This is a genomic window from Flavobacterium sp. MMS24-S5, assembly GCF_050320125.1.
Classification (GTDB): Bacteria; Bacteroidota; Bacteroidia; order Flavobacteriales; family Flavobacteriaceae; genus Flavobacterium; species Flavobacterium tyrosinilyticum.
The window spans coordinates 95,653-116,159 of the sequence record NZ_CP190016.1; the positions used below are offsets into that span (position 1 = coordinate 95,653).

Consider the following 20,507-nt stretch of genomic DNA (forward strand, 5'->3'; position numbering starts at 1 on the left):
ACTTATGAATATGCAATTCCTTAAAATCGGCATGGCATTGGTGCTTTTAATGTGTCTTAATTTTGCTAATGCCCAACAGAAAGATGCTGAAAAATGCCGTTATACCAAAACGCCTCAAGGTTATCTGATGGTTCTTCGCGAAGGCGATAATGTTTTAGAACTAATTGAAAAATTAGCCAAAGAGCAAAATATTCCGTCAGCAAATTTTACTGGAATTGGTTTTGCGCAGGATGCCACTTTTGGTTTTTATGATTTCAACCAAAAGAAATTTCATCCCAAAACTTTCAATAAAGTAGAAATGGGGAGCCTTACGGGATCTATTGCCTGGAGCGGCGACAAACCTTCGATACACATGCACGGAGTTGCAACCGATGATAAATTTGATGCTTACGGAGGTCATATTCTTGGACTGAAAGTTGGAACGGGTTCAATGGAAATTTATATCACAGTGAATCCGGAAAAACTAGAAAGAAAAATAGAACAGCCATTGAATGCAAATGTGTTACAATTGCCTTGTTTAAAGTAGATTTTTGCCGTCTTAAACTTTGTCAAAGTTTAGAACTTTGACAAAGTTGTCTTACCAGTCTTCTCAAAAAATATAAGTAAACAGGATAATAAAGCTGTTTTTGTTTTGAAAGATAAAACCTATATTGGCATTCCAAACTGATAATTCTAAAAAATGCCACCTAGTCCTTCTCCAGAAGATGTAAAGAGAATTTTCGAAAATTATTTTACTGCCGATATGAATATTTGGACGGGATTTTCGGAAAAAATTAGAGTCCGTGAATTTGACAAATCTGAAATTATAAAAGATTATCACGGTGTCGAAAAATATCTTAACATCATCATTAAAGGATCGGCTGGACTATTTGTTTGGGATGGCAAAAGAGATATTTGCATTAATCTTCTTTACGAAAATAGTTTTATTAGCGATTATATGTCTTTCTTAAATCAGCAGCCGTCTGTTATTAAGACCGAAGCTTTAGAAGATGTAACGCTCTGGTCGATTTCTCATCAAGATTTAAATGAATTGTACCAAAGATCGGAAACGGGTTTGCGAATCGGAAAAGCTATTTCTGAAATGCTTTACGTGCGTAAACAGCAAGAACAAATTAATCTATTGACGCTTTCGCCACAAGAACGTTATTTAAAACTTATAGAAGGACGTCCAGAAATTTTTCAAAGAACGCCACTTAAAATCATTGCTTCCTATTTGGGATTGACGGCCGAAAGTTTAAGCCGAATTCGAAAAAGAGTTATGGAAAAATGATTTCTTACCCAAAGTCAATTTTATTTTCATTTTCACGCCCTAAGTTTGCTTCAATAAACCAAACAAATTCAAAACGATGAAAAATAAAATCAACTTTGGCGCTATTATAGTTTATTATGTAATTGCTGTAATCTGCAGATATGCAGCTGTTAAAACCAATTTATTATCTGGAATAGAAAATCCGTACTTAGCCATTTTGTTGCGCGGTGTTGGCTTGCTTTAGGAGCTTGGGCTGCAATAAAAATATTCTCGCTTCATAATCCAATGTCATTAAAAGGAATTTATAAAAATGCTCTCGTTCCGTTTGCCGTTTATTGGATTCTTCCAGCGGTTTTAATTGCAAGTGTTTATTACTTTACAATTGGCAAATTCCCAATTTTATTAATGTTTACGGTCTTGGCTTATGGACTTTTAGAAGAAATCGGTTGGCGCGGATTTTTACAAGAACAATTAAAATCGCTTCCTAAATTTACTTCAATCTTGATTATTGCTGTTCTATGGTTTGCATGGCATTTAAACTTCGAAATAACGCCAAGCAATATGATTTTCTTCGGAATCATTTTCTTCGGAAGTTGGGGAATCGGAAAAGTATATACTTCTACAGGATCGTTATTGGCAGTTGCAGGAGTACATTCGCTAAACAATTTCTTCCGTAATGGCTTGCATGAAACAGAACTTACTTTAATCGTAATTTTATTAGTAATATGGGTTGGTTTTATTATTCTTTATAACAGAAAATATAAAACTGTAGTAAACCCAGCTTAATCAATAAGTTTTAAATAGTTTATATAAAAAAACTGTGCAATTGCTTTGAGCTTTGCGCAGTTTTTGTTTTTTTATTTTAACACATAGAAACATAGTTTATTAGAAACTTAAAAAAGGCGTTTCACTTCCATAAATTCACATAGCTCTATGTGTTAGAAACTAGTTTCTTTCTAATTTCTTTATTCACAAACAAAAATCTATGTTTCTATGTGTTTAAAAAAATATTCCCAGTAAAAAAGATTCTAATTTAATCGTTCTGTAGTTTCCATTCTCAAGCAATGTTCACTTCCTAAATACAAAGGATCTCCATGTTTCTCAGACCAAAATCCGTCTAAAACATCTTTTGTGATGCATCTATAAACCGCAACTCCTTTATAGGTTTTATGGTCATCTCCTTTATAACTGAAATTAATTACCAGAATATTATCTTTAAAGAAACCCGTTCCTTTTTGTTTGTGCGAATTGATAATCCAATCTGCCTTTATGCGATTGTTTTGATCTAACGTCAGTGTCAAAACACCTTTGTATGTTATCTCATTACTTTCGTCCTGATTGCTTCCAGAAATGGAATATGTGCCTACTAAATCTTGTATTGTCATTTATTTAATGCGCTATTTTTTTGCAAAAGTAAAAATTATCTTTTAAATCAATTTTCTCTCATTTTTTTCTAATAAAAACATATTCTAAGCTTTTAAAATAAAAGTTGAAATTTTGTTAATTTCTTATGGAATTAAGTAAGATCAATTAAGTTTTTATGATTAAATTGGTTGTATGAGAACAAATCCTGACGTACTTATTATTGGAGGCGGTCTTGCTGGCCTGGCAAGTGCTTTACACTTATCCAAAAAAGGATTGAAGGTCATTCTTATCGAAAAAAACACCTATCCAAAACATAAAGTCTGCGGAGAATATATCTCAAATGAAATCCTGCCATATTTATTTTGGTTAGAATTAGATGTTAGGGAACTTCACCCAACCAGTATTTCTAATTTTGAATTTACAGCCCAAAACGGAACAACGGCAAAAACTAAACTTCCACTGGGCGGTTTCGGAATCAGCCGTTATGCATTGGATAATTTCTTGTTTGAAAAAGCAACCGAAAATGGCTGTACCATTATAACCGATCACGTCTCTCATATTTCTTTTGAAAATGACATTTTTACTGTAACTACTTCTGAAGAAATTCTTTCATCAAAAATAGTTTTAGGCGCTTACGGCAAAAGATCGAATATAGATCAGATTTTGTCAAGAGATTTTATTGCTAAAAAATCACCTTGGCTAGCCGTAAAAGGACATTACAAAGGAAATTTTGACGAAAGTCTTGTGGCTTTGTACAATTTTCAAGGCGGCTATTGCGGCGTTTCAAAAGTCGAAAACGACGTTATCAATATTTGCTATTTAGCCGATTTTGATACTTTCAAAAAATACAAAAACATCGAAGAGTACCAAAAATCGGTGCTTTATAAAAATAAAAAATTGAAAGGGATTTTTGAAAACAGCACTTCCCTATTCGAAAAACCCTTAACAATCAGTCAGATTTCATTCGATAAAAAAGAACCTGTAGAAAATCACATTTTAATGATTGGAGACACCGCAGGATTAATTCATCCCATGTGTGGCAACGGAATGGCAATGGCAATTCATAGCGCTAAAATAGCTTCTGAGCTTGTGCTTGATTTTTATTATGGAAAAATAGAATCGAGAAGCGAATTTGAAAAAAAATACATTAAAGAATGGAAAAAAAAATTTAGCAAAAGATTATTCTTTGGTAGAGTTTTAGCCAAAGCGCTGACACACAAAAACCTGACTCATATCATGACAACCGTAGCAGCATCAATTCCTGCTTTACTTTCGTTAATTATAAAACAAACGCACGGCCGACCAATAACAATTGAATAAATGGGTTTAAATACAAAATATAGAACAGAAGAAATTGAAATAATGGATGATTTTTCGCTTCAAAGCGAAGAGCTTATTGGCGCGTTAGATCAAATTGCTTCTATTAATCAATTGCTTGGCGGAAATAAACTCACGCTTCATGGCATAAAAGAACTTTTAAAAAAAACAGATACTTCTCAAACCATTACCATTGCCGATATTGGATGCGGAAATGGAGATATGCTGAGAATGCTTGCCAAATATGGGAAAAAGCGAAATCTAAAGTTTCAATTAATTGGAATCGACGCCAATGCTTTTACCATTGAGTATGCCACGAAACTTTCAAAAGATTTCCCGAACATAGCATATAGCTGTATGGATATTTTTAGCGAAGATTTCAATCGGCTAAAATACGATATTGTTTTGTGCACGCTAACGTTGCATCATTTTACCACCAGTCAAATTGATGAAGTAATGGATACTTTAAACCAAAATGCTTCGATTGGAATTGTGGTAAACGATCTTCATAGAAGTAAAATTGCGTATCGATTGTTTGAGCTCATAAGCGTTGTTTTCAATCTCAATACAATGTCGCGCAACGATGGTTTGATTTCTATTTTAAAAGGATTCAAAAAAAACGAATTGGAGCATTTCTCCAAAAAACTAAATCTAAAAAACTATTCCATAAACTGGAAATGGGCCTTTCGCTACCAGTGGATAATTACTAAAATATGAGTGTAAAGATAATCACAGCTGTTAAACAGCTTCCGCAATATTCTCGAACGACCGAAGAAATACTTCCGCTTGTAGATGTATGGCTTGAAGGTCAGGAAGAGCGCTTTATCAAAAAAGTAAAAAAGATATTCGAAGGCGCTTCTGTAGACAAGCGCTATTCTATCATGGAACCTTCGGAAGTTTTTAAAGCTACTTCATTTGAAGAAAAAAATGATATTTATAGCCGCGAAATGATTGTTCTAGGACATCAAGTTCTAGAAAAAGCATTAGAAAAAACAGGCTGGGATCCGCAGAGTTTAGACTATATTATTACGGTAAGCTGTACCGGAATTATGATTCCTTCGCTTGACGCTTATCTGATTAATAAAATGAAATTAAGACAAGATATTGTTCGTCTTCCTGTAACCGAAATGGGCTGCGCAGCAGGAATTTCTGGAATTATTTACGCTAAGAATTTTCTAAAATCGAATCCTGGAAAACGTGCTGCAGTGATAGCAGTAGAATCGCCAACTGCCACTTTTCAGCTCGATGATTTCTCCATGCCGAATATTGTAAGCGCCGCTATTTTTGGAGATGGCGCGGCTTGCTGTTTATTGTCTTCAAAAGAAGAAGATGCTGGCCCTGAAATTCTCGACGAACAGATGTATCATTTTTATGATGCAGAACATATGATGGGCTTCAAATTAACCAACGGCGGACTGCAAATGGTTCTCGATATTGAAGTTCCAGATACCATTTCTTCTCATTTTGATGACATTATTCATCCTTTTCTAAAACAGAATAATCTTGAAATTAAAGATATTGACCACATGATTTTTCATCCTGGCGGAAAAAAAATCGTAACAACGGTTGAATCACTTTTTGCCGGATTGGAAAAAAATATTGATGACACTAAAGAGATTCTCAAACAATACGGCAATATGTCGAGCGCAACCGTTTTGTATGTTTTAGAGAACATTATGAATCGGAATCCGAAAAAGGGAGAAAGAGGTTTAATGCTTAGTTTTGGCCCAGGATTTTCCGCACAAAGAGTTTTATTGCAATGGTAATTTAAAAGCTTATGGAATTAAATGATATTATAAAACAGCTACCGTACAGCGAACCTTTTTTGTTTGTAGATGAATTGCTTCACGCAGATGAAAATGGCGTAACTGGAACTTATACTTTCAAAGAAAATCTTGATTTTTACAAAGGCCATTTCAAAGACAATCCTGTTACTCCAGGCGTTATTCTAACTGAAACAATGGCTCAGATTGGAATGGTTTGCTTAGGAATATTTCTGTTGGGAAATGAATTGGGAGAAAATACCGTGATTGCCTTTACATCTGCCGATATGGAGTTTTTGAAACCCGTTTATCCAAATGAAAAAGTAACGGTAACTTCAGAGAAATTGTTCTTTCGTTTTGGAAAATTAAAATGCAATGCGGTCATGAAAAACGAAGCTGGACAAGAAGTTTGCAGAGGTGTTCTGGCAGGAATGATAACAAAGAGATTATGAAAAAACGAGTCGTTATAACAGGTCTTGGAATTGCAGCGCCAAATGGTGTTGGAATTCCTGCGTTTACGCATGCGCTACAAAATGGCATTTCGGGCATTCGTCATGATTCTCAGCTAGAAGAATTGCAATTTTCTTGTCAAATTGTAGGTCAGCCGCAAATATCTGACGAGTTAAAAGCACAGTATTTTACAGAACTCGAACTTCGCGGATTTAACAGCACGGGAATTTTATACGGTGTTATTGCGGGTATGGAAGCTTGGAACAACGCAGGATTACCTATTAACGAAAATCCAGATTGGGATAGCGGTGCCATCTTTGGAGCTGGAACTTCTGGAATTGATAAATTTCGCGAAAGCATTTATAAAATTGACGAACTGCAAGTCCGAAGATTAGGAAGTACAGTTGTTGCACAAACGATGAACAGCGGTATTAGCGCTTATCTTGGAGGTAAAATCGGATTGGGAAATCAGGTAACGACCAATTCATCGGCTTGCACAACAGGAACGGAATCCATATTAATGGCTTACGACCGCATACAATCTGGACAAGCAAAACGAATATTAGCGGGAAGCACTTCTGACAGCGGTTCGGTATATTTGGGGAGGATTTGACGCGCTTCGTGTCTGTTCTTCTAAGTATAATGACAATCCCGAAGAAGGTTCAAGACCAATGAGCGCTTCGGCTGCCGGATTTGTTCCAGGAAGCGGTGCAGGTGCTTTTGTTGTTGAAGATTTGGAAAGCGCTTTAGAACGCAACGCCATTATTTATGCCGAAATTTTGGGCGGAAATGTTAATTCGGGCGGACAGCTCGATGGCGGAAGCATGACTGCTCCAAACAGTATAGCCGTGCAAAGATGTATTAAAACTGCTATTGCAAATGCCGGAATCCATCCCAATGAAATTGACGCCATAAACGGACATTTAACAGCAACAACAAAAGACAGTCTGGAGATTGAAAACTGGACAAAAGCCTTGGAACGAAACGGTTTTGATTTTCCGTATATTAATTCGCTGAAAAGCTTAACCGGACATTGTTTAAGTGCTTCTGGAAGTATTGAAAGTGTTGCCGCGGTATTACAACTTCATGAAGGTTTTTTATTTGGAAATAAAAACTGCTCTGATCTTCATCCCGAAATCGCTGCATTGATTGATCCTTCAAAAGCACTTTTAGAAACTATTAAAAATAACCCAAAAATAATTGCAAAAGCCAGTTTTGGTTTTGGCGATGTAAACGCATGCGTAATATTTAAAAAATTCGAAAATTAAAATGGACAGACAAGAACTTACCGAAAGATTAAAAGTAATTATAAAGCCTTTTGCAACCAATACAGAAGCTTATGACAATTTAACTGAAGAAACAGACTTCATTAAAGATCTCAATATAAACTCGGCTAATTTGGTGGATATCGTGCTTGATATTGAAGAAGACTTCGACATCGTAATTGACAATGCCGATATGGAGCGAATGCTTGATGTTAAAACTGCTTTGGAAATCATCGAAACCAAACTCGCTGCAAAATGATTGGCAATGATGTTATAGATCTCGCGCAGTCACGTAAAGAAAGCAATTGGCAACGGAAAGGCTTTGTAGAAAAGCTTTTCACGGCCGATGAGCAACAGCTTATAAAAAAGTATGATGAACCAGAAATCATGGTTTGGCTTTTATGGAGCATGAAAGAAGCTGCGTATAAAATCTATAATCGTCAGACCAAAATTCGTGAGTTTAGTCCCAAAAAGCTTGTTTGTTTTATAGAATCATTAGACATAAATAATTCATGCGGGAAAGTAGTTTGCGATAAAAATATTTATTACACCAAAACTATTTTATCACTAGAAAGCATTCATACGGTTGCTGTTACCAATTTTAAAGATCTAAATAATGTGATTGAAGTTGAAAATAAAGAAATTGTAAAAGACGAAAACGGTATTCCGTATTTCAAAATTTCTTCCAATGCGCTTCAAGATATTTCAATTAGTCATCATGGGCGTTTTGAAAAGAGGATTATGATACAAAATTAATTTATCAAACACCTAGTGGTTTCATTCCAAACAAATCAGGTTTTAGTTGCTCAGAATATTCTTTATATTTGATTCTTTATATGTTCAATTCATATTCACCAGAAAGCAAAAATCTATGAAAATACTTTTTACAAAAACAGTATTGCTTTTACTTTTCTTAACCTTATTTTCTTGCGAAAATAAAAAACCAAAACCAGTTGCAAAACCTGCCTATAAAGCAGGTGTAATTTTATCTTTTGATGATGCTTATGTCGACGAATGGTCAGAAGCCGATCAAGTTTTGCGAAAATATTCTTGGAAAGCAACTTTTAACGTCTGCAGAATTGATTCGATTGGAGCTCCTGAAATTAAAAAACTGCTCGAAATGCAAAAATACGGTCATGAGATTGCCGGACATGGCTATCATCATTACAATGCCGTTAAGTTCACTCAAAAATATAGCGTCAAAGAATATCTAAAACAGGAAATCGATCCGATGATTATTTCTATGAAAAAAAAGTCCTTCAACGTTACTTCATTTGCTTATCCTTATGGCGAAAGATCAGATTCGCTGGACAAAGCACTATCTCCTCTTTTCAAAATTATTAGAGGAAGAGCATTTGGAGGCGAAATTCCAGAAAAGCAAGACAGTTATTTTAATAATTCTAAAATTGTATTTGCCTTTGATATCGATAACAGCCATATTCATTTTAGCATTCCGTATGTATTGGAGTTATTAGATTATGCCAAAAAGAACAATAAAATTCTACTTTTATGCGGTCATAAACCAGTAAAAGAGGTCACAGAAAATTATCAGGTAAAAATAGAAACTTTAGAATTTATCTGTAAATACATGAAACTGAATGATCTTAAATTCTATAAACTTTCAGATTTAGACAATTTGGTTCCGCCAAAACTTTAATCCAAAAAATAGAAATTATAACCAATGAAGATTTATCTTATTTTAATGATGGCTGCCGCAACGGTTTGTCAAGCCCAAGTAAAAAATCCTGTAATAAAAGCTTCTTCTAAAATCTGTTATATAAAAGAAGATAATGAAGAAAAAACGAAATGGTATTTAGATTCAAAAGCAAAACCAGATTTATACGTAACCAATAAAACTCCCAAAGAGAAAACGGTAACTTTTTACACCAATGAAGATTCCATCGTCATAAAACTAAAACCTGGAAAAAAGTTTGATTTTGCCGTTATTTTAAATAATACCGACAGCTGTTATACACGTATTGAATGTCCGCCTTTACAAAACTTTTCAAAACTCAAACCTGAAATACATGATACAATTCCTTTTGTGCTTTCAGAATTTAACAACATCATTTTCAAAGTTAAATTAAACGACAAAGAAACACTCGATTTAAAATTTGATTCGGGAACTAGTGATTTTCTTTTAACCAATGATATGATCAGTCAGCTAAAATTAAGCAGTTTAAAAGGGCATCGTTTCCAACTTGGAAATCAAATCTGGAAAGATCAGCAGATTTATCCTGTAGAACTTTCTGGACAAGGAACTGTAGGGCGCTTTGGCTGGAATCTATTTGATGGTAAAATTGTAGAAATCGATTATGATAAAAAGCTTTTTATAATTCATTCTAAGCTATCCAAACGAAACAAAGAGTACACAAAATTGGATATGGAATTTACACATACTTTGTTTTGCGTTCAAGGACAACTTCAAATAAAAAATACAGCTTATAAAGGTCGTTTTCTTTTTGACAATGGCTATCAGCGCACCGTAATGCTCGATCAGGAAATGGTAAAAGAACAGCGATATCCAACAGAAAGTTTACCTGTTCTTAAAAAAGTAATTTTAAAAAATGGTCAAGGCGAAGAAGTTCCAGTTCTGACCGTGAAAAACGAAAAACTTTACTTAGGCAATTTATGTCTAAATGATGTTCCCGTACAATTACTAACAGCAAACAATCCGGCACGATTTAAAACCCATATTCTTGGTAGCGAAATTTTAAAAAGATTTAATACCATTTTGGATTTTCAGGAAAATAAAGTTTACCTGAAGCCAAATTCGCTATGGAACGAATCTTATACTGAAGGTTCATAAAGAATCTTAATTATTTTAAAACTCAAAGAATCTAATTTAAACAAATCCATTAAATTAGATTCTTTTTTTGTTTCATAATTAAACACTTATAAGTTTTAGATCATTAAAAACTATACTTGCAAAATATTTTTGAAAAAGTCTGTGAAACTTATTTTGACTTTTCTGCTTTCTTCTAAAATAGAATTAAGTATATTTATTTAAGACTAACTAAACCAAACTGTTATTGCTGTTTTTTAATTTAACAGTATATAAAAATAAATCAAACCACCCCAAACCTATGAAAAGAAAATCCATAGTTATTGCGTTACATTTTTTTGCTTTAGCCACCTTTGCGCAAGAAAATTTTCCGTACAAAAACCCTAATTTACCAACCGAACAGCGTGTTAATGACTTGGTAGCTAGAATGTCATTAGAAGAGAAAATCAATCAATTGATGGATTCTGCTCCCGCAATTGATCGCTTGGGAGTTCCTGAATACAATTGGTGGAACGAATCGCTACACGGAGTTGCCCGTGCAGGATATGCTACTGTTTTTCCGCAATCCATTTCAATTGCTTCTTCTTGGGATCGCCAGCTGGTATTGGATGTTGCCAATGTAATCTCTGATGAAGCTCGTGCCAAACATCATGAATATTTAAGAAGAGGACAGCATGGCATCTATCAAGGATTGACATTTTGGTCACCCAATATCAATATCTTTCGTGATCCTCGCTGGGGTCGCGGACATGAAACGTATGGTGAAGATCCGTTTCTTACGGGTCAATTAGGACTCAATTATGTAAAAGGACTTCAAGGCACCAATGACAAATACTTAAAAGTTGTTGCAACTGCCAAACATTATGCAGTTCATTCTGGTCCAGAACCGTCCCGTCACTATTTTGATGCTAATACAAGCGATGTTGATTTATACGAAACATATCTTCCTGCATTTAGAACTTTAGTCAAAGAAGGCCACGTTTACTCGGTTATGGGTGCTTACAATCGTTTTAGAGGGGAATCGGCAAGTGCGAGTCCGTTTCTTTTTAATATTCTTCGAAATGTATGGGGATTTAATGGCTATATTGTATCTGATTGTGGCGCAGTGACTGATATCTGGCAATATCATAAAATAACCAAAGATGCTGCAAGTGCTTCTGCATTAGCGGTCAAAAACGGTTTGGATTTAGAATGCGGAAGCAGTTTTCAATCCCTAAAAGAAGCTGTAGATCGAAAATTAATTACAGAAGCCGATATTGAAACCGCTGTAAAACGTTTATTTACTGCAAGATTTAAACTAGGAATGTTTGATCCAGACGATATGGTTCCTTATGCGCAAATTCCTTATTCTAATAACAATAATGCAGCACACGATTATCTTGCTCGAACAGCTTCGCAGAAAAGTATTGTTCTTTTGAAAAACCAAAATAATACACTGCCACTTTCTAAGAATATTAAAACCGTTGCTGTAATTGGCCCAAACGCTAATGATGTTCAATCGTTGTTGGGGAATTACAACGGTTTTCCAAGCAATCCTATTACTGTTTTAAAGGGAATTCAAAATAAATTGGAACCCAATGCAAAAGTTTTATATGCAAGAGGAACCGATTTAGCCAAAGGAGTTCCTGCTATGAAAATTATCCCATCCATTTATTTTCAAAATGAAAACGGAACACAAGGCTTAATTGGAGAATATTATGATAATCGTGAATGGAATGGAAAACCTCTTTTTACTCGCATAGATGACAATGTTGATTTTCATTGGGATGTTAATACGCCAGATCCTCGCTTAAAAATGGGAAATTATAGTGTAAAATGGACCGGTTATCTTACAGTATCTAAATCGGGAACTTATAACATTTCGGAATGGTCGAAACCATATATGACGGTTCAAATTGAAGGCGGAGAAACTTCAGGCGGCAAAAATACGCATCATCCACGTTTTCGTCCTCAGAAGATTGATTTAGAAGCAGGAAAGAAATATAAAATAGAAATTAAATACCAAAATTATTATGGTGATGCTATTGCGCAACTATTATGGGCAGAACCGCAAGAAAACTTAGTTCAAGAAGCGGTACAAACTGCCAATCAAGCCGATGCTGTAATTCTAGTTTTGGGATTAAATGAACGCTTAGAAGGCGAAGAAATGAAAGTAGAAGCTGATGGTTTCAATGGCGGTGATCGAACAAGTCTGAATCTTCCTGCCAATCAAGAAGAACTTATGAAAGCGGTTCAAGCTACAGGAAAACCTGTAATATTGGTTTTAATTAACGGAAGTGCGCTTTCTATTAATTGGGCAAATGATAATCTGCCAGCAATTTTAACAGCAGGATATCCGGGACAGCAAGGTGGAAATGCTATAGCAGATGTTTTGTTTGGAGATTATAATCCAGCAGGAAGACTTCCTGTTACGTATTATAAATCTGTAGATCAGCTTCCTGCATTTGAGAATTATGACATGGAAGGCAAAACCTACCGTTATTTTCATAAAACACCTTTGTATCCTTTCGGATTTGGTTTGAGCTACACCCATTTCAAATATTCTAATCTACAGCTTCCAAAAGATTTAAACTCTGAATCCGATTTTAAAGTTTCTGTTGATATAACCAATACAGGAGATCGTGACGGAGATGAAGTAGCCGAATTGTATATCAAAGATGAAAAAGCTTCTACTCCTCGCCCAATCTTTCAACTAGAAGGTTTTGAGCGACTTCATCTTAAAAAAGGCGAAACAAAGACTGTTACTTTTACTATTACGCCAAGACAGCTTTCTATGATCGACAAGAAAAAACAACTCGTTGTAGAACCAGGCTGGTTTACTATTTTTGTTGGCGGAAAACAGCCTGACGGTTCTACTGACATTCAAACTGGAAGAATCAAATTTACAGGCAAGACTATTGTATTAGAAAAATAATCTTAGTCCAAATGATAGCATACTGCGCAAAAAAAACGAGCTTCAAAAGAATTGAAGCTCGTTTTTTTTATCAAAATATATCAAAACTTCCTTTATCTGGATATTTAATACTATCCTTTAATTCTTCGACCCGTTTTGGATCAAACTTAGGCAATTGCAGTTCGTTATTTTCTTTCCACTTTTTAACCGTTTCAGAGATTTCATCTGCTTCCCCTCCCTCGCGTAAGAAAATAGAATATTTAGAAAAATTTTTAAAAGGAAAATAATTTACTGAATATGCAAAATGAATAAAGACCTGAATAATCAGGGCTTTTTTTCTGTCTGAAAAATTGTATTTTTGTTAAGTCAGACAAAAAGGTGATTTGGTATTTTACAGCACCAAAATGTAGGATACATTTTCTATTTTTTTATTCTTAATTATTATCTTTGAGCTATGAGTACATTACTAAAACCAAATCATATCGGGCGAAAAATAAGCCGTATTCGTGAATTAAAAGACATGAAACAAGAAGCCCTTGCACAAGCTTTGGGAACAAATCAACAGGCAATCTCAGCTATGGAGAATAGTGAAAATGTTGATGAAGAAAAATTAATTCAAGTTGCAAAAGCACTTGGTGTAAGTGTGGAAGCTATTAAGAATTTTTCGGAAGAAGCTATATTTAATATTATTGGAAATACAATAAATAATAATGATAATGCATCTATGAATTCAAATATTCAGTATCAGCCAACATTTAATCCGCTTGATAAAGTTGTTGAGTTGTATGAAAGATTGGTACAAGCTGAAAAAGATAAAGTAGAATATTTGGAAAAATTATTGAAAGGAAGATAGTTTACTGAATATGCAAAAAGAACAAAGCCCTGATTATTCAGGGCTTTTTTTATGAATAAAATTATAATTTTTAAAGTAATTATAATTTGTTTTTAGCTATGATTAAGTTCATTATTTCTCAAAAAAATCTATTAAATTTATTTTGATAGGTAAGGTTAATTCCCTCTTGTTTTGATTATCTATTTTTAATTCAAGTGTAATATATCCATTTAGTCTTGTGTAATTATTATCTAATGGAATGCTTATGTTGAAATTACTATATAATTTTTTATTTTCCTCAAAATATGGTGAATTCCCGACTTCAATTTGATTTACATCTTTTATTTTTAGTGTTTTACCATCCTCTCTTTTAAAATTATATTTTAAAACTATTACTTTAACAAAATCTTCTAGATCCTCATCTCTGTTTTTTACCCAACCTTGCTTTTTATAAATATCGACAGTTTTTTTATCTAATAAAAATCCTGAATTTATAAACAGGATATTGGTAGGCTGTTTTTTAAATAATGTATAATCATCTATGTCAATTTTTATTCTTGATTTTAGTGTATCTAAGATTTCTGCTTTTTCTTTAGATGAAAACTTATTTAATTCTTCATCTTTACAACAAAAAAAGATAGGTGCTAATAATAAAATTAGTTTGATTTTCTTCATGTCATTCTTAATCTATTTCTAAAATTAAATAATCTCAAGCTCTGTTTTGCCCTTTGGCATGTATAACATTTGGTCAATCATGAGTTCTTCTTTCGTTTCTTTGTTGTATAGATAAAAGGCTGGTTCTCCATTTAATTTTTTCAACGTTACCAATTTGCCATAACCGTAAAATTTAAATATCGATTTTGGTAGTGGCATTACATCAAAACCATTTTTGGCGTCGTCAATTAAACTGTTAATTCGGGCTTTAGATTCTGAACTGGTTAAATACATTGAGGTTGCCATGTTTTTTTCTCGGACACTTATTTTTTCTGCAAATTCTGCATATTTTTCTTCTTTCAAAAGATTAGCAAGATTATTATAAGCTTGAATTACTTTTTCTTTTATATCGTCTACATCTTTTAAGTTTTCGCCATTATTCCAATTGATCAGAGAATATGGGATTTCGGCTACAAATTCTGTTTCTTGAGTAAGAAAAGGCACTTTTTGATTTTCTTCAACTTGAGGAAGTTTTACTTCCTCATAATCATTTATACGTTTAAAATCATTGTTTGCAACGTCATACAATCTTACATTAAATTTTAAAGAAGCATCAGGATGAAGATTCTCTGTGCCAGCTAATGGTTTTATATTTGCTGTTATAAACTGTTCTCCAGATTTATAAATCGCATAGTTAATAGGAATGTTGGTTGAGATTTGGCCTTCACTTTCCATCGTTATGACAGGAATGTCGTTTACCAAAATTTCAAAATTGCAAGCAGCAACAGAAAAGTCTAGTGTATAATATGGTTGGGTTATAATATTCATCATTAGTAAAAATGGATGGTTTGGTGAAAGAATTTATTTCTCCGTTAATTCAAGTTCATCTAAGCTTCCTTTAGAACTTAAAATTTGTTTGAGCTCTTTATTTTGTTCTGCGATCTCAAGATCAATTTCTTGGGTTGTAATTTTTGGCTTAATAATTTTTTCTCCGTTTAAATATAAACTGGATACATATATTTTTAACTCTAAATTGTAATCTAAAAGTTTAGGGTTTTTAATTGGATATTTTAAATTATTCCAGATATCAGGATTTCTCTCTTTAGCTTCTTCAAGGTTAACAGTGGGATATATCGATTCTCCATTTTTTAAAATATAGTCCTCTTTTTCATAACCACTTCCTTGTAATGATATTGCGTGTTTTGTTTTTGCCTCCGTTAGTTCAAGAAATATTTCGAAAGGAGCTTTTAAATCAGTTTTTCCAATATATTTATATTTGATTTCTAATTGCGGAACCGTTTCTCCAAACCACCTAGTTTCATTAAATTCTAGAGATTCAATTTTAAATAGATTTAGTTTTCTCTCAATTTCTAATATTTTGGTTTTCTTCTTTTCTAATTTTTCAATTTCGGTTGTTATTCTTTCAACATCTTTTTTATTACGTTCTTGTAAAAAATCTTCAGCTAAATCGGTTATTGATGAATATGTTTGCCCGTCAATAAGTTCTAATGAGATTTCATTAAATGATTTGCCTTTGTATCTATTTGGTTCGTCCCATTTTAAAACCATAGCTTTTAATACAATTACTCTAAAAGCTTTTTCCAGATTAATTTTTTCCTTTGCGTTTAATTCTTTTTCGACATTCTTACGTGAAAGGTTAAACTCTTTTTCAGATCTACCGTTAAATTTTTCCTGACAGCTAATCATTAATAAAATGAGTAAGCTAAATGCGGTAAGTTTTAATACAGTATATTTCATTTCGTTTTTTTTAATGAATAGTTTTTTAATTATCTATGGTTTGACATAATTGTCTATTTTATAATTTGATCCCTCTTTTTCCAGAATTTTTGCATATTGATAGTAAGAAATCTGTTTGTCTGTTTTTTTATTTTCTTTCAAATATTCTAAATAATCATAATAATACATAAACGGACCAGAAATTCTATTGTCATACAATTCTTTATAATTAATATTAAAAACCATCAACCAAGCTGAACTTTGAGTTGTGCCAGATAGTAAATAAATGATGTCTTTATCTTGCCAAATATAGGCGTCGGGAAAGTCATCCAATAAATCCAATTTATCAGCAAATTTTGCTTTTCCAAATTTAGATTTTAATGCATTTATTAATTTTTGTATTGATTTTTCAGTATTTAAATTTATGACATACTCGCATAAAACATGGTTATCTTTAGTAAAGGCAAAACGAACATTATTAGTTCCAAAACCACCTTTTTCATTTCTATAATCACTTAAATCGACTCCATTAAAATTCAGGATTTCGCTAGATTCTGATTCATAATAGCCTGTATATGTTTTTGCTGAGATAGACAAATCAAATTCATTAGGAATATCACCAAAAAAAGTATTGTACTTTTCAGTAAAAGTAATTTTTGCCAAATCTTTTTTTGGCGGGTTGCAGCTTTGTAGTAAGATGCAGACAAGTATAAGTAAAATGGAATTTTTCATTAATTAGATCTAATTTTTATAATAAAGATCTAAAGATCTGAATGAAACCCAATCTTTATATTTTGTACTATCTTTATCTATAGCAATTATTTGCAAAGTTCCATCGATCGGATTTTTATCATAATTAACCTTATATATAACAAAAAACGTAATTTTTTCTTTATCATATTCCCACACTAAAATACGTTCTTCCATTTTATCTTTTTTAAATTCTCCATTTTCATCCAGAAAAAGAGGATGTTCTTTTGTTGATAAGGAAATTTTTGAAAATGCAGGTTTTGGACTGTATTTATTTTCAAACCCCTTAATTATTTTAAGAGCATCATCATTGTTCAAAATATTAATTTCATAACACCAAATGAGTTTATCTTTTTTGGTGTAAAAAAATGAAATTTCATTTTTTTTTGCGTCAATATTCTTGCCAAATAAACTTATTTGCTGAGGCGCGAATTTAAATTCCTCATAATCTCCTGAAATATTGTATTCATTTAAAACATTATCATCCAATGTTAGACCGATTCCTTTTAAAACATCATTTATATTAGTTTTAAATTTAAAATCGGTTAAATTAAGTATTTCCATAGAGCTATTTTTTTTTGTTTCCATTTGTATCTTTTGGAGCCCTATTTCTTTTTTTTCTTGTTGACCATTACACGAGAGAAGGCTTAAGGCCGCTAAAATTGTTATTTTCTTCATTATGTTTTATTTTAATTTTTCTTTTCCCACAAAAGTATTTGATTTTTATGCCCTGTAAGATTTGCTAAGTTTTCCATAATATCAAATTCTTCATAAAAAGTTCTCGTTCTATTATAATTAACTGGTTTCCAGTCAGAACTAACTTTTTTATAAGTAAATCCTACTTTTATCATAAGTATAACTTGACCTATACATGGATCAACCTTTAAATTCGGAGTATAAAAAATTCCAACTTGTGAATTGTATTTTAATGAATGACCAGATGTTAGTCCCATCTTTGCACTTGCTTTAAAGGTTCCTTCAGCATGACCTTCTAATTCTGGTTTTTTTACCGTTCCTATTACCACAATCATTCCTTTTAATTCTAAACCAGATTTTAATTCAATAGAAATATTGGAATCTAAATTAAAATTTGCTTCACTACCATCATTTATAGTACTGTATGTAGTATCTATAAGTCCAGATACAGAGCCTTTAATTTCTAGATCTATGTACATTTTAAAAGTCACGATAACGTTTTCAGTTTCATAACCTTTTTGGCCCAACTTCTAACCATATTGAATACCTCTAGAGCTAATGCGTTACCACTTCCTGCTGTTACAACTGCAACTCCAGCTTGGACAGCTAAACTCAAAAGATCAACAACTAAAGTCAACTCTACTAATGGTTTAGCTTCTAAGAAAAATTTAAGTTTTGTACCTATTTCACTATGATTATTATTTAAATCAGCTTCCCATTCTGAGCCAAAAAATACTGCTGGAGCATTTAATGTAATATCGAAAGGCAATTTTCTTCCTATTCCTGATGATAATTTTCCTTTTGTAGTCGTCGTTATTCCTTGAGATACCTTTTTTATAGAAGATATCACAGAAAAAAGAGATTTAATTTTATCAGTATATTTAAAAGTTAAATCAGGAGTTTTTTGATATTTCCCATTTTCATCTTTGTCGAAATTTGCTTCTAAACTAAAACCACAATCAACTTCAGTATATTTCCCTTTTTCTTCATTAGCTAGTTTTAACGCTTTTTCTCTAAGTTCGGCATGTTTACTCTCGTGAAGTTTTTGCCATTTTATGCTTAAAGCGTTACTCAAATTGACATAAAAATTGAATTTCCACTTTATATCAGGATAAGCCATTACCTGAACTGTAGTGGTGTTATTATTTGAAAAATAGCGACAAGAATGAATATTTATATCATATAAGCTTGGTGCCGAACTTGCTGGCCAAATATATTGTATAGGTGCAGGATTCAATGATGCTAAATTAGATTTTATTGGAAAATCTAATTTATTGGTAACCTGATCTATTGCTTTGCTATATTCCGGAGAGTTAATTTTGATGTTTTTTTGATGCTTTCCTTTTTCTCTAAAACAAGCTTTATTTTCATATCCCGTAACATCTATTGTAATATTTTTATTATGACTTGAGGTAATAGTTTTATACACAATTGTGTTTGCATCATGACCATAATAATCAAATGAAATATTTACGCAACGATTTTCCACATATTCTTTTTCGTCTCTGTATTTTATGTTGTCGCGACCTTGCTTGTTGTCTGTTGGGTTTACTTCTCCACGACCAATAGAGGTGATGCGTTTTACATCTAAACCACCATCTACAAATATTTTTTTAACAGCATCACTTCGTTGTTGTGATAATGTTTGGTTATAATCTTCTTTACCAATTACGCAGGCATGTCCATCAATTTTGATACTCGAAAATTGGTGTTCCAGTAAAAATTGTAAAGTATTATCAAGTGTCGTCTTAGCTTCAGACGTTATCTCATATTTATCAAACTCAAAAAGAATAGTTTTATTAAGCGGTTCTTTTTTTAGGCTTTGTCCTTTTACTTTATCTCCATTATCAAAAAGTAAAGTTTTTTCTTTTGTTGTTTTTCCATTTTCTTTTTTTTCTTCAACAATAGTAATGGTTTCAAATTTGCAAGGTTCAAATCTTTCAGTACTTTTGGCTGGTTCCCCCGTTTTTAAAGGCGATAAGTTTGTTGGCGGTTTTATCTGTTGTGAAACAACGTCCCTCTTCATGCGTAAAAAACGGGCATGTTCTGTGTCATTTTTGTCATCAACAATATATGTTTTTGAAACAGGATCATATACTTTTACATAAAATAGCTCTTTTGCTATTGGATTTTTTACATCAAAATACCATGAGTAAGTATTGCTAATTTGCAAATTGATTTCACCATCAATAACCTCTACACCAGCAATACTTCGCAACAACTTATCTGTTTTTAAATCAAGATGCCTGAAAATATCTATCCTAAGATTTTTGTGTCCGTTAAGTCCTTCAGTAACAAGATTCAAGTAAGTAATTTCTCCATAAGAAAAAATATGACTCTGCCTTACGTCGTCTCCGTCATTAGTTGTACACCATTTGCTACTTTCTATTCTTGGAGGACAATAACCACTTATTTTTAGCCCAGTCTGATTTATTAAGTCACGTTTTCCGGAAAGGCTTGCTTCAAGATAATATTCATATTGCCCGCATAAGTTTTTAGGGAGCTTTATTCCATATGCCCTATTAATAGGCAATGTCTTTTGTAAAATGATGGTTCTAGCCTTATAATCCTGAAAAATCCAAGTTATGTTCTTCTTTTTATCTGTTTCAGGAGTTCCATCGTACCATTGATCTACTTCAAAAAATACATACTCACTTGGACTGATAGCTGCTTTTTTGTTAGGAACAGACAAATTACTGATCACTTTTCCCTGCCCTGTCCACTTTATTTTTTTAACACCTTTTGCCATTA

At 32.8% G+C, this 20,507-nt stretch carries 22 protein-coding genes and 1 pseudogene; 15 read left to right on the forward strand and 8 right to left on the reverse strand.

What is annotated here, in order from left to right; all coding sequences use genetic code 11:
* Positions 1-4: 4 nt before the first annotated feature.
* The 4 genes from ACPWTF_RS00455 to ACPWTF_RS00470 all read left to right on the forward strand — a co-directional run bounded on the left by ACPWTF_RS00455 (position 5) and on the right by ACPWTF_RS00470 (position 2,035).
* A complete protein-coding gene (locus ACPWTF_RS00455) occupies positions 5-526 on the forward strand; it encodes a PPC domain-containing DNA-binding protein (protein ID WP_427873935.1) in 522 nt (173 codons plus the stop codon).
* A 153-nt stretch (positions 527-679) separates the two neighbouring features.
* Positions 680-1,270: a Crp/Fnr family transcriptional regulator gene (locus tag ACPWTF_RS00460; RefSeq protein ID WP_427873936.1), complete on the forward strand. Its 591-nt coding sequence runs from the start codon at positions 680-682 to the stop codon at positions 1,268-1,270.
* Between the two features lie 76 nt (positions 1,271-1,346).
* Positions 1,347-1,493, forward strand: coding sequence for a hypothetical protein (locus tag ACPWTF_RS00465; RefSeq protein ID WP_427873937.1), 147 nt, complete (start codon positions 1,347-1,349; stop codon positions 1,491-1,493).
* A gap of 41 nt (positions 1,494-1,534) precedes the next feature.
* Entirely contained in the window at positions 1,535-2,035 is a 501-nt protein-coding gene (locus ACPWTF_RS00470; RefSeq protein ID WP_427873938.1) for a CPBP family intramembrane glutamic endopeptidase, read from the forward strand.
* A gap of 242 nt (positions 2,036-2,277) precedes the next feature.
* Here ACPWTF_RS00470 and ACPWTF_RS00475 read toward each other — a convergent pair whose 3' ends face one another.
* Positions 2,278-2,634 carry a hypothetical protein gene (locus ACPWTF_RS00475; protein ID WP_320494913.1) on the reverse strand — a complete coding sequence of 119 codons (357 nt, stop codon included), beginning with the start codon at positions 2,632-2,634 and terminating at the stop codon, positions 2,278-2,280.
* A 172-nt stretch (positions 2,635-2,806) separates the two neighbouring features.
* Here ACPWTF_RS00475 and ACPWTF_RS00480 point away from each other — a divergent pair, with 172 nt between their 5' ends.
* The 11 genes and pseudogenes from ACPWTF_RS00480 (at position 2,807) to ACPWTF_RS00530 (ending at position 13,940) form a co-directional block, all read left to right on the forward strand.
* Entirely contained in the window at positions 2,807-3,934 is a 1,128-nt protein-coding gene (locus ACPWTF_RS00480; RefSeq protein WP_427873939.1) for an NAD(P)/FAD-dependent oxidoreductase, read from the forward strand.
* A complete protein-coding gene (locus tag ACPWTF_RS00485; protein WP_427873940.1) occupies positions 3,935-4,648 on the forward strand; it encodes a methyltransferase domain-containing protein in 714 nt (237 codons plus the stop codon).
* Entirely contained in the window at positions 4,645-5,697 is a 1,053-nt protein-coding gene (locus tag ACPWTF_RS00490; RefSeq protein WP_427873941.1) for a type III polyketide synthase, read from the forward strand. Before ACPWTF_RS00485 ends, ACPWTF_RS00490 begins: the two co-directional genes overlap by 4 nt.
* 11 nt (positions 5,698-5,708) lie before the next feature.
* Positions 5,709-6,146 (forward strand): 3-hydroxyacyl-ACP dehydratase FabZ family protein, encoded by a 438-nt coding sequence (locus tag ACPWTF_RS00495; protein WP_320494909.1) that lies wholly within the window; start codon positions 5,709-5,711, stop codon positions 6,144-6,146.
* A pseudogene (locus ACPWTF_RS00500) lies at positions 6,143-7,412 on the forward strand (beta-ketoacyl-[acyl-carrier-protein] synthase family protein). Before ACPWTF_RS00495 ends, ACPWTF_RS00500 begins: the two are co-directional and overlap by 4 nt.
* Before the next feature lies 1 nt (position 7,413).
* Positions 7,414-7,668: an acyl carrier protein gene (locus ACPWTF_RS00505; RefSeq protein WP_427873942.1), complete on the forward strand. Its 255-nt coding sequence runs from the start codon at positions 7,414-7,416 to the stop codon at positions 7,666-7,668.
* The gene (locus ACPWTF_RS00510; protein ID WP_427873943.1) at positions 7,665-8,165 is read left to right on the forward strand and encodes a 4'-phosphopantetheinyl transferase superfamily protein; all 501 of its coding nucleotides are present in this window, start codon (positions 7,665-7,667) and stop codon (positions 8,163-8,165) included. Before ACPWTF_RS00505 ends, ACPWTF_RS00510 begins: the two co-directional genes overlap by 4 nt.
* A gap of 115 nt (positions 8,166-8,280) precedes the next feature.
* Positions 8,281-9,066, forward strand: coding sequence for a polysaccharide deacetylase family protein (locus tag ACPWTF_RS00515; RefSeq protein WP_427873944.1), 786 nt, complete (start codon positions 8,281-8,283; stop codon positions 9,064-9,066).
* A gap of 24 nt (positions 9,067-9,090) precedes the next feature.
* Positions 9,091-10,218, forward strand: a complete 1,128-nt coding sequence (locus tag ACPWTF_RS00520) for a hypothetical protein (RefSeq protein WP_427873945.1) — start codon at positions 9,091-9,093, stop codon at positions 10,216-10,218.
* 277 nt (positions 10,219-10,495) lie between these two features.
* Positions 10,496-13,108, forward strand: a complete 2,613-nt coding sequence (locus tag ACPWTF_RS00525; protein WP_427873946.1) for a glycoside hydrolase family 3 C-terminal domain-containing protein — start codon at positions 10,496-10,498, stop codon at positions 13,106-13,108.
* A 433-nt stretch (positions 13,109-13,541) separates the two neighbouring features.
* Complete coding sequence (locus ACPWTF_RS00530) at positions 13,542-13,940, forward strand: helix-turn-helix domain-containing protein (RefSeq protein WP_427873947.1); 399 nt, start codon at positions 13,542-13,544, stop codon at positions 13,938-13,940.
* Between the two features lie 111 nt (positions 13,941-14,051).
* Here ACPWTF_RS00530 and ACPWTF_RS00535 read toward each other — a convergent pair whose 3' ends face one another.
* The 7 genes from ACPWTF_RS00535 to ACPWTF_RS00565 are packed head-to-tail and all read right to left on the reverse strand — an operon-like array spanning position 14,052 to position 20,505.
* Entirely contained in the window at positions 14,052-14,594 is a 543-nt protein-coding gene (locus ACPWTF_RS00535; protein WP_427873948.1) for a hypothetical protein, read from the reverse strand.
* A gap of 24 nt (positions 14,595-14,618) precedes the next feature.
* Positions 14,619-15,404 (reverse strand): hypothetical protein, encoded by a 786-nt coding sequence (locus tag ACPWTF_RS00540; RefSeq protein WP_427873949.1) that lies wholly within the window; start codon positions 15,402-15,404, stop codon positions 14,619-14,621.
* Between the two features lie 30 nt (positions 15,405-15,434).
* The gene (locus ACPWTF_RS00545) at positions 15,435-16,331 is read right to left on the reverse strand and encodes a hypothetical protein (RefSeq protein WP_427873950.1); all 897 of its coding nucleotides are present in this window, start codon (positions 16,329-16,331) and stop codon (positions 15,435-15,437) included.
* A 33-nt stretch (positions 16,332-16,364) separates the two neighbouring features.
* Entirely contained in the window at positions 16,365-17,042 is a 678-nt protein-coding gene (locus ACPWTF_RS00550) for a hypothetical protein (protein ID WP_427873951.1), read from the reverse strand.
* A 9-nt stretch (positions 17,043-17,051) separates the two neighbouring features.
* Positions 17,052-17,738, reverse strand: a complete 687-nt coding sequence (locus ACPWTF_RS00555) for a hypothetical protein (RefSeq protein ID WP_427873952.1) — start codon at positions 17,736-17,738, stop codon at positions 17,052-17,054.
* Positions 17,739-17,749: 11 nt separating this feature from the next.
* The gene (locus ACPWTF_RS00560) at positions 17,750-18,235 is read right to left on the reverse strand and encodes a hypothetical protein (protein WP_427873953.1); all 486 of its coding nucleotides are present in this window, start codon (positions 18,233-18,235) and stop codon (positions 17,750-17,752) included.
* Between the two features lie 8 nt (positions 18,236-18,243).
* Positions 18,244-20,505, reverse strand: coding sequence for an OmpA family protein (locus tag ACPWTF_RS00565; RefSeq protein WP_427873954.1), 2,262 nt, complete (start codon positions 20,503-20,505; stop codon positions 18,244-18,246).
* Positions 20,506-20,507 lie beyond the last annotated feature (2 nt).

Bases quoted from the DNA above. Each gene is read 5' to 3' on its own strand.
- ACPWTF_RS00545 (WP_427873950.1), bottom strand. From the start codon at position 16,331: ATGAAATATACTGTATTAAAACTTACCGCATTTAGCTTACTCATTTTA.
- ACPWTF_RS00490 (WP_427873941.1), top strand. From the start codon at position 4,645: ATGAGTGTAAAGATAATCACAGCTGTTAAACAGCTTCCGCAATATTCT.
- ACPWTF_RS00520 (WP_427873945.1), top strand. From the start codon at position 9,091: ATGAAGATTTATCTTATTTTAATGATGGCTGCCGCAACGGTTTGTCAA.
- ACPWTF_RS00525 (WP_427873946.1), top strand. From the start codon at position 10,496: ATGAAAAGAAAATCCATAGTTATTGCGTTACATTTTTTTGCTTTAGCC.
- ACPWTF_RS00535 (WP_427873948.1), bottom strand. From the start codon at position 14,594: ATGAAGAAAATCAAACTAATTTTATTATTAGCACCTATCTTTTTTTGT.
- ACPWTF_RS00550 (WP_427873951.1), bottom strand. From the start codon at position 17,042: ATGAAAAATTCCATTTTACTTATACTTGTCTGCATCTTACTACAAAGC.
- ACPWTF_RS00565 (WP_427873954.1), bottom strand. From the start codon at position 20,505: ATGGCAAAAGGTGTTAAAAAAATAAAGTGGACAGGGCAGGGAAAAGTG.
- ACPWTF_RS00480 (WP_427873939.1), top strand. From the start codon at position 2,807: ATGAGAACAAATCCTGACGTACTTATTATTGGAGGCGGTCTTGCTGGC.
- ACPWTF_RS00540 (WP_427873949.1), bottom strand. From the start codon at position 15,404: ATGATGAATATTATAACCCAACCATATTATACACTAGACTTTTCTGTT.
- ACPWTF_RS00560 (WP_427873953.1), bottom strand. From the start codon at position 18,235: ATGTACATAGATCTAGAAATTAAAGGCTCTGTATCTGGACTTATAGAT.
- ACPWTF_RS00510 (WP_427873943.1), top strand. From the start codon at position 7,665: ATGATTGGCAATGATGTTATAGATCTCGCGCAGTCACGTAAAGAAAGC.
- ACPWTF_RS00505 (WP_427873942.1), top strand. From the start codon at position 7,414: ATGGACAGACAAGAACTTACCGAAAGATTAAAAGTAATTATAAAGCCT.
- ACPWTF_RS00460 (WP_427873936.1), top strand. From the start codon at position 680: ATGCCACCTAGTCCTTCTCCAGAAGATGTAAAGAGAATTTTCGAAAAT.
- ACPWTF_RS00485 (WP_427873940.1), top strand. From the start codon at position 3,935: ATGGGTTTAAATACAAAATATAGAACAGAAGAAATTGAAATAATGGAT.
- ACPWTF_RS00530 (WP_427873947.1), top strand. From the start codon at position 13,542: ATGAGTACATTACTAAAACCAAATCATATCGGGCGAAAAATAAGCCGT.
- ACPWTF_RS00470 (WP_427873938.1), top strand. From the start codon at position 1,535: ATGTCATTAAAAGGAATTTATAAAAATGCTCTCGTTCCGTTTGCCGTT.
- ACPWTF_RS00495 (WP_320494909.1), top strand. From the start codon at position 5,709: ATGGAATTAAATGATATTATAAAACAGCTACCGTACAGCGAACCTTTT.
- ACPWTF_RS00555 (WP_427873952.1), bottom strand. From the start codon at position 17,738: ATGAAGAAAATAACAATTTTAGCGGCCTTAAGCCTTCTCTCGTGTAAT.
- ACPWTF_RS00465 (WP_427873937.1), top strand. From the start codon at position 1,347: ATGAAAAATAAAATCAACTTTGGCGCTATTATAGTTTATTATGTAATT.
- ACPWTF_RS00475 (WP_320494913.1), bottom strand. From the start codon at position 2,634: ATGACAATACAAGATTTAGTAGGCACATATTCCATTTCTGGAAGCAAT.
- ACPWTF_RS00515 (WP_427873944.1), top strand. From the start codon at position 8,281: ATGAAAATACTTTTTACAAAAACAGTATTGCTTTTACTTTTCTTAACC.
- ACPWTF_RS00455 (WP_427873935.1), top strand. From the start codon at position 5: ATGAATATGCAATTCCTTAAAATCGGCATGGCATTGGTGCTTTTAATG.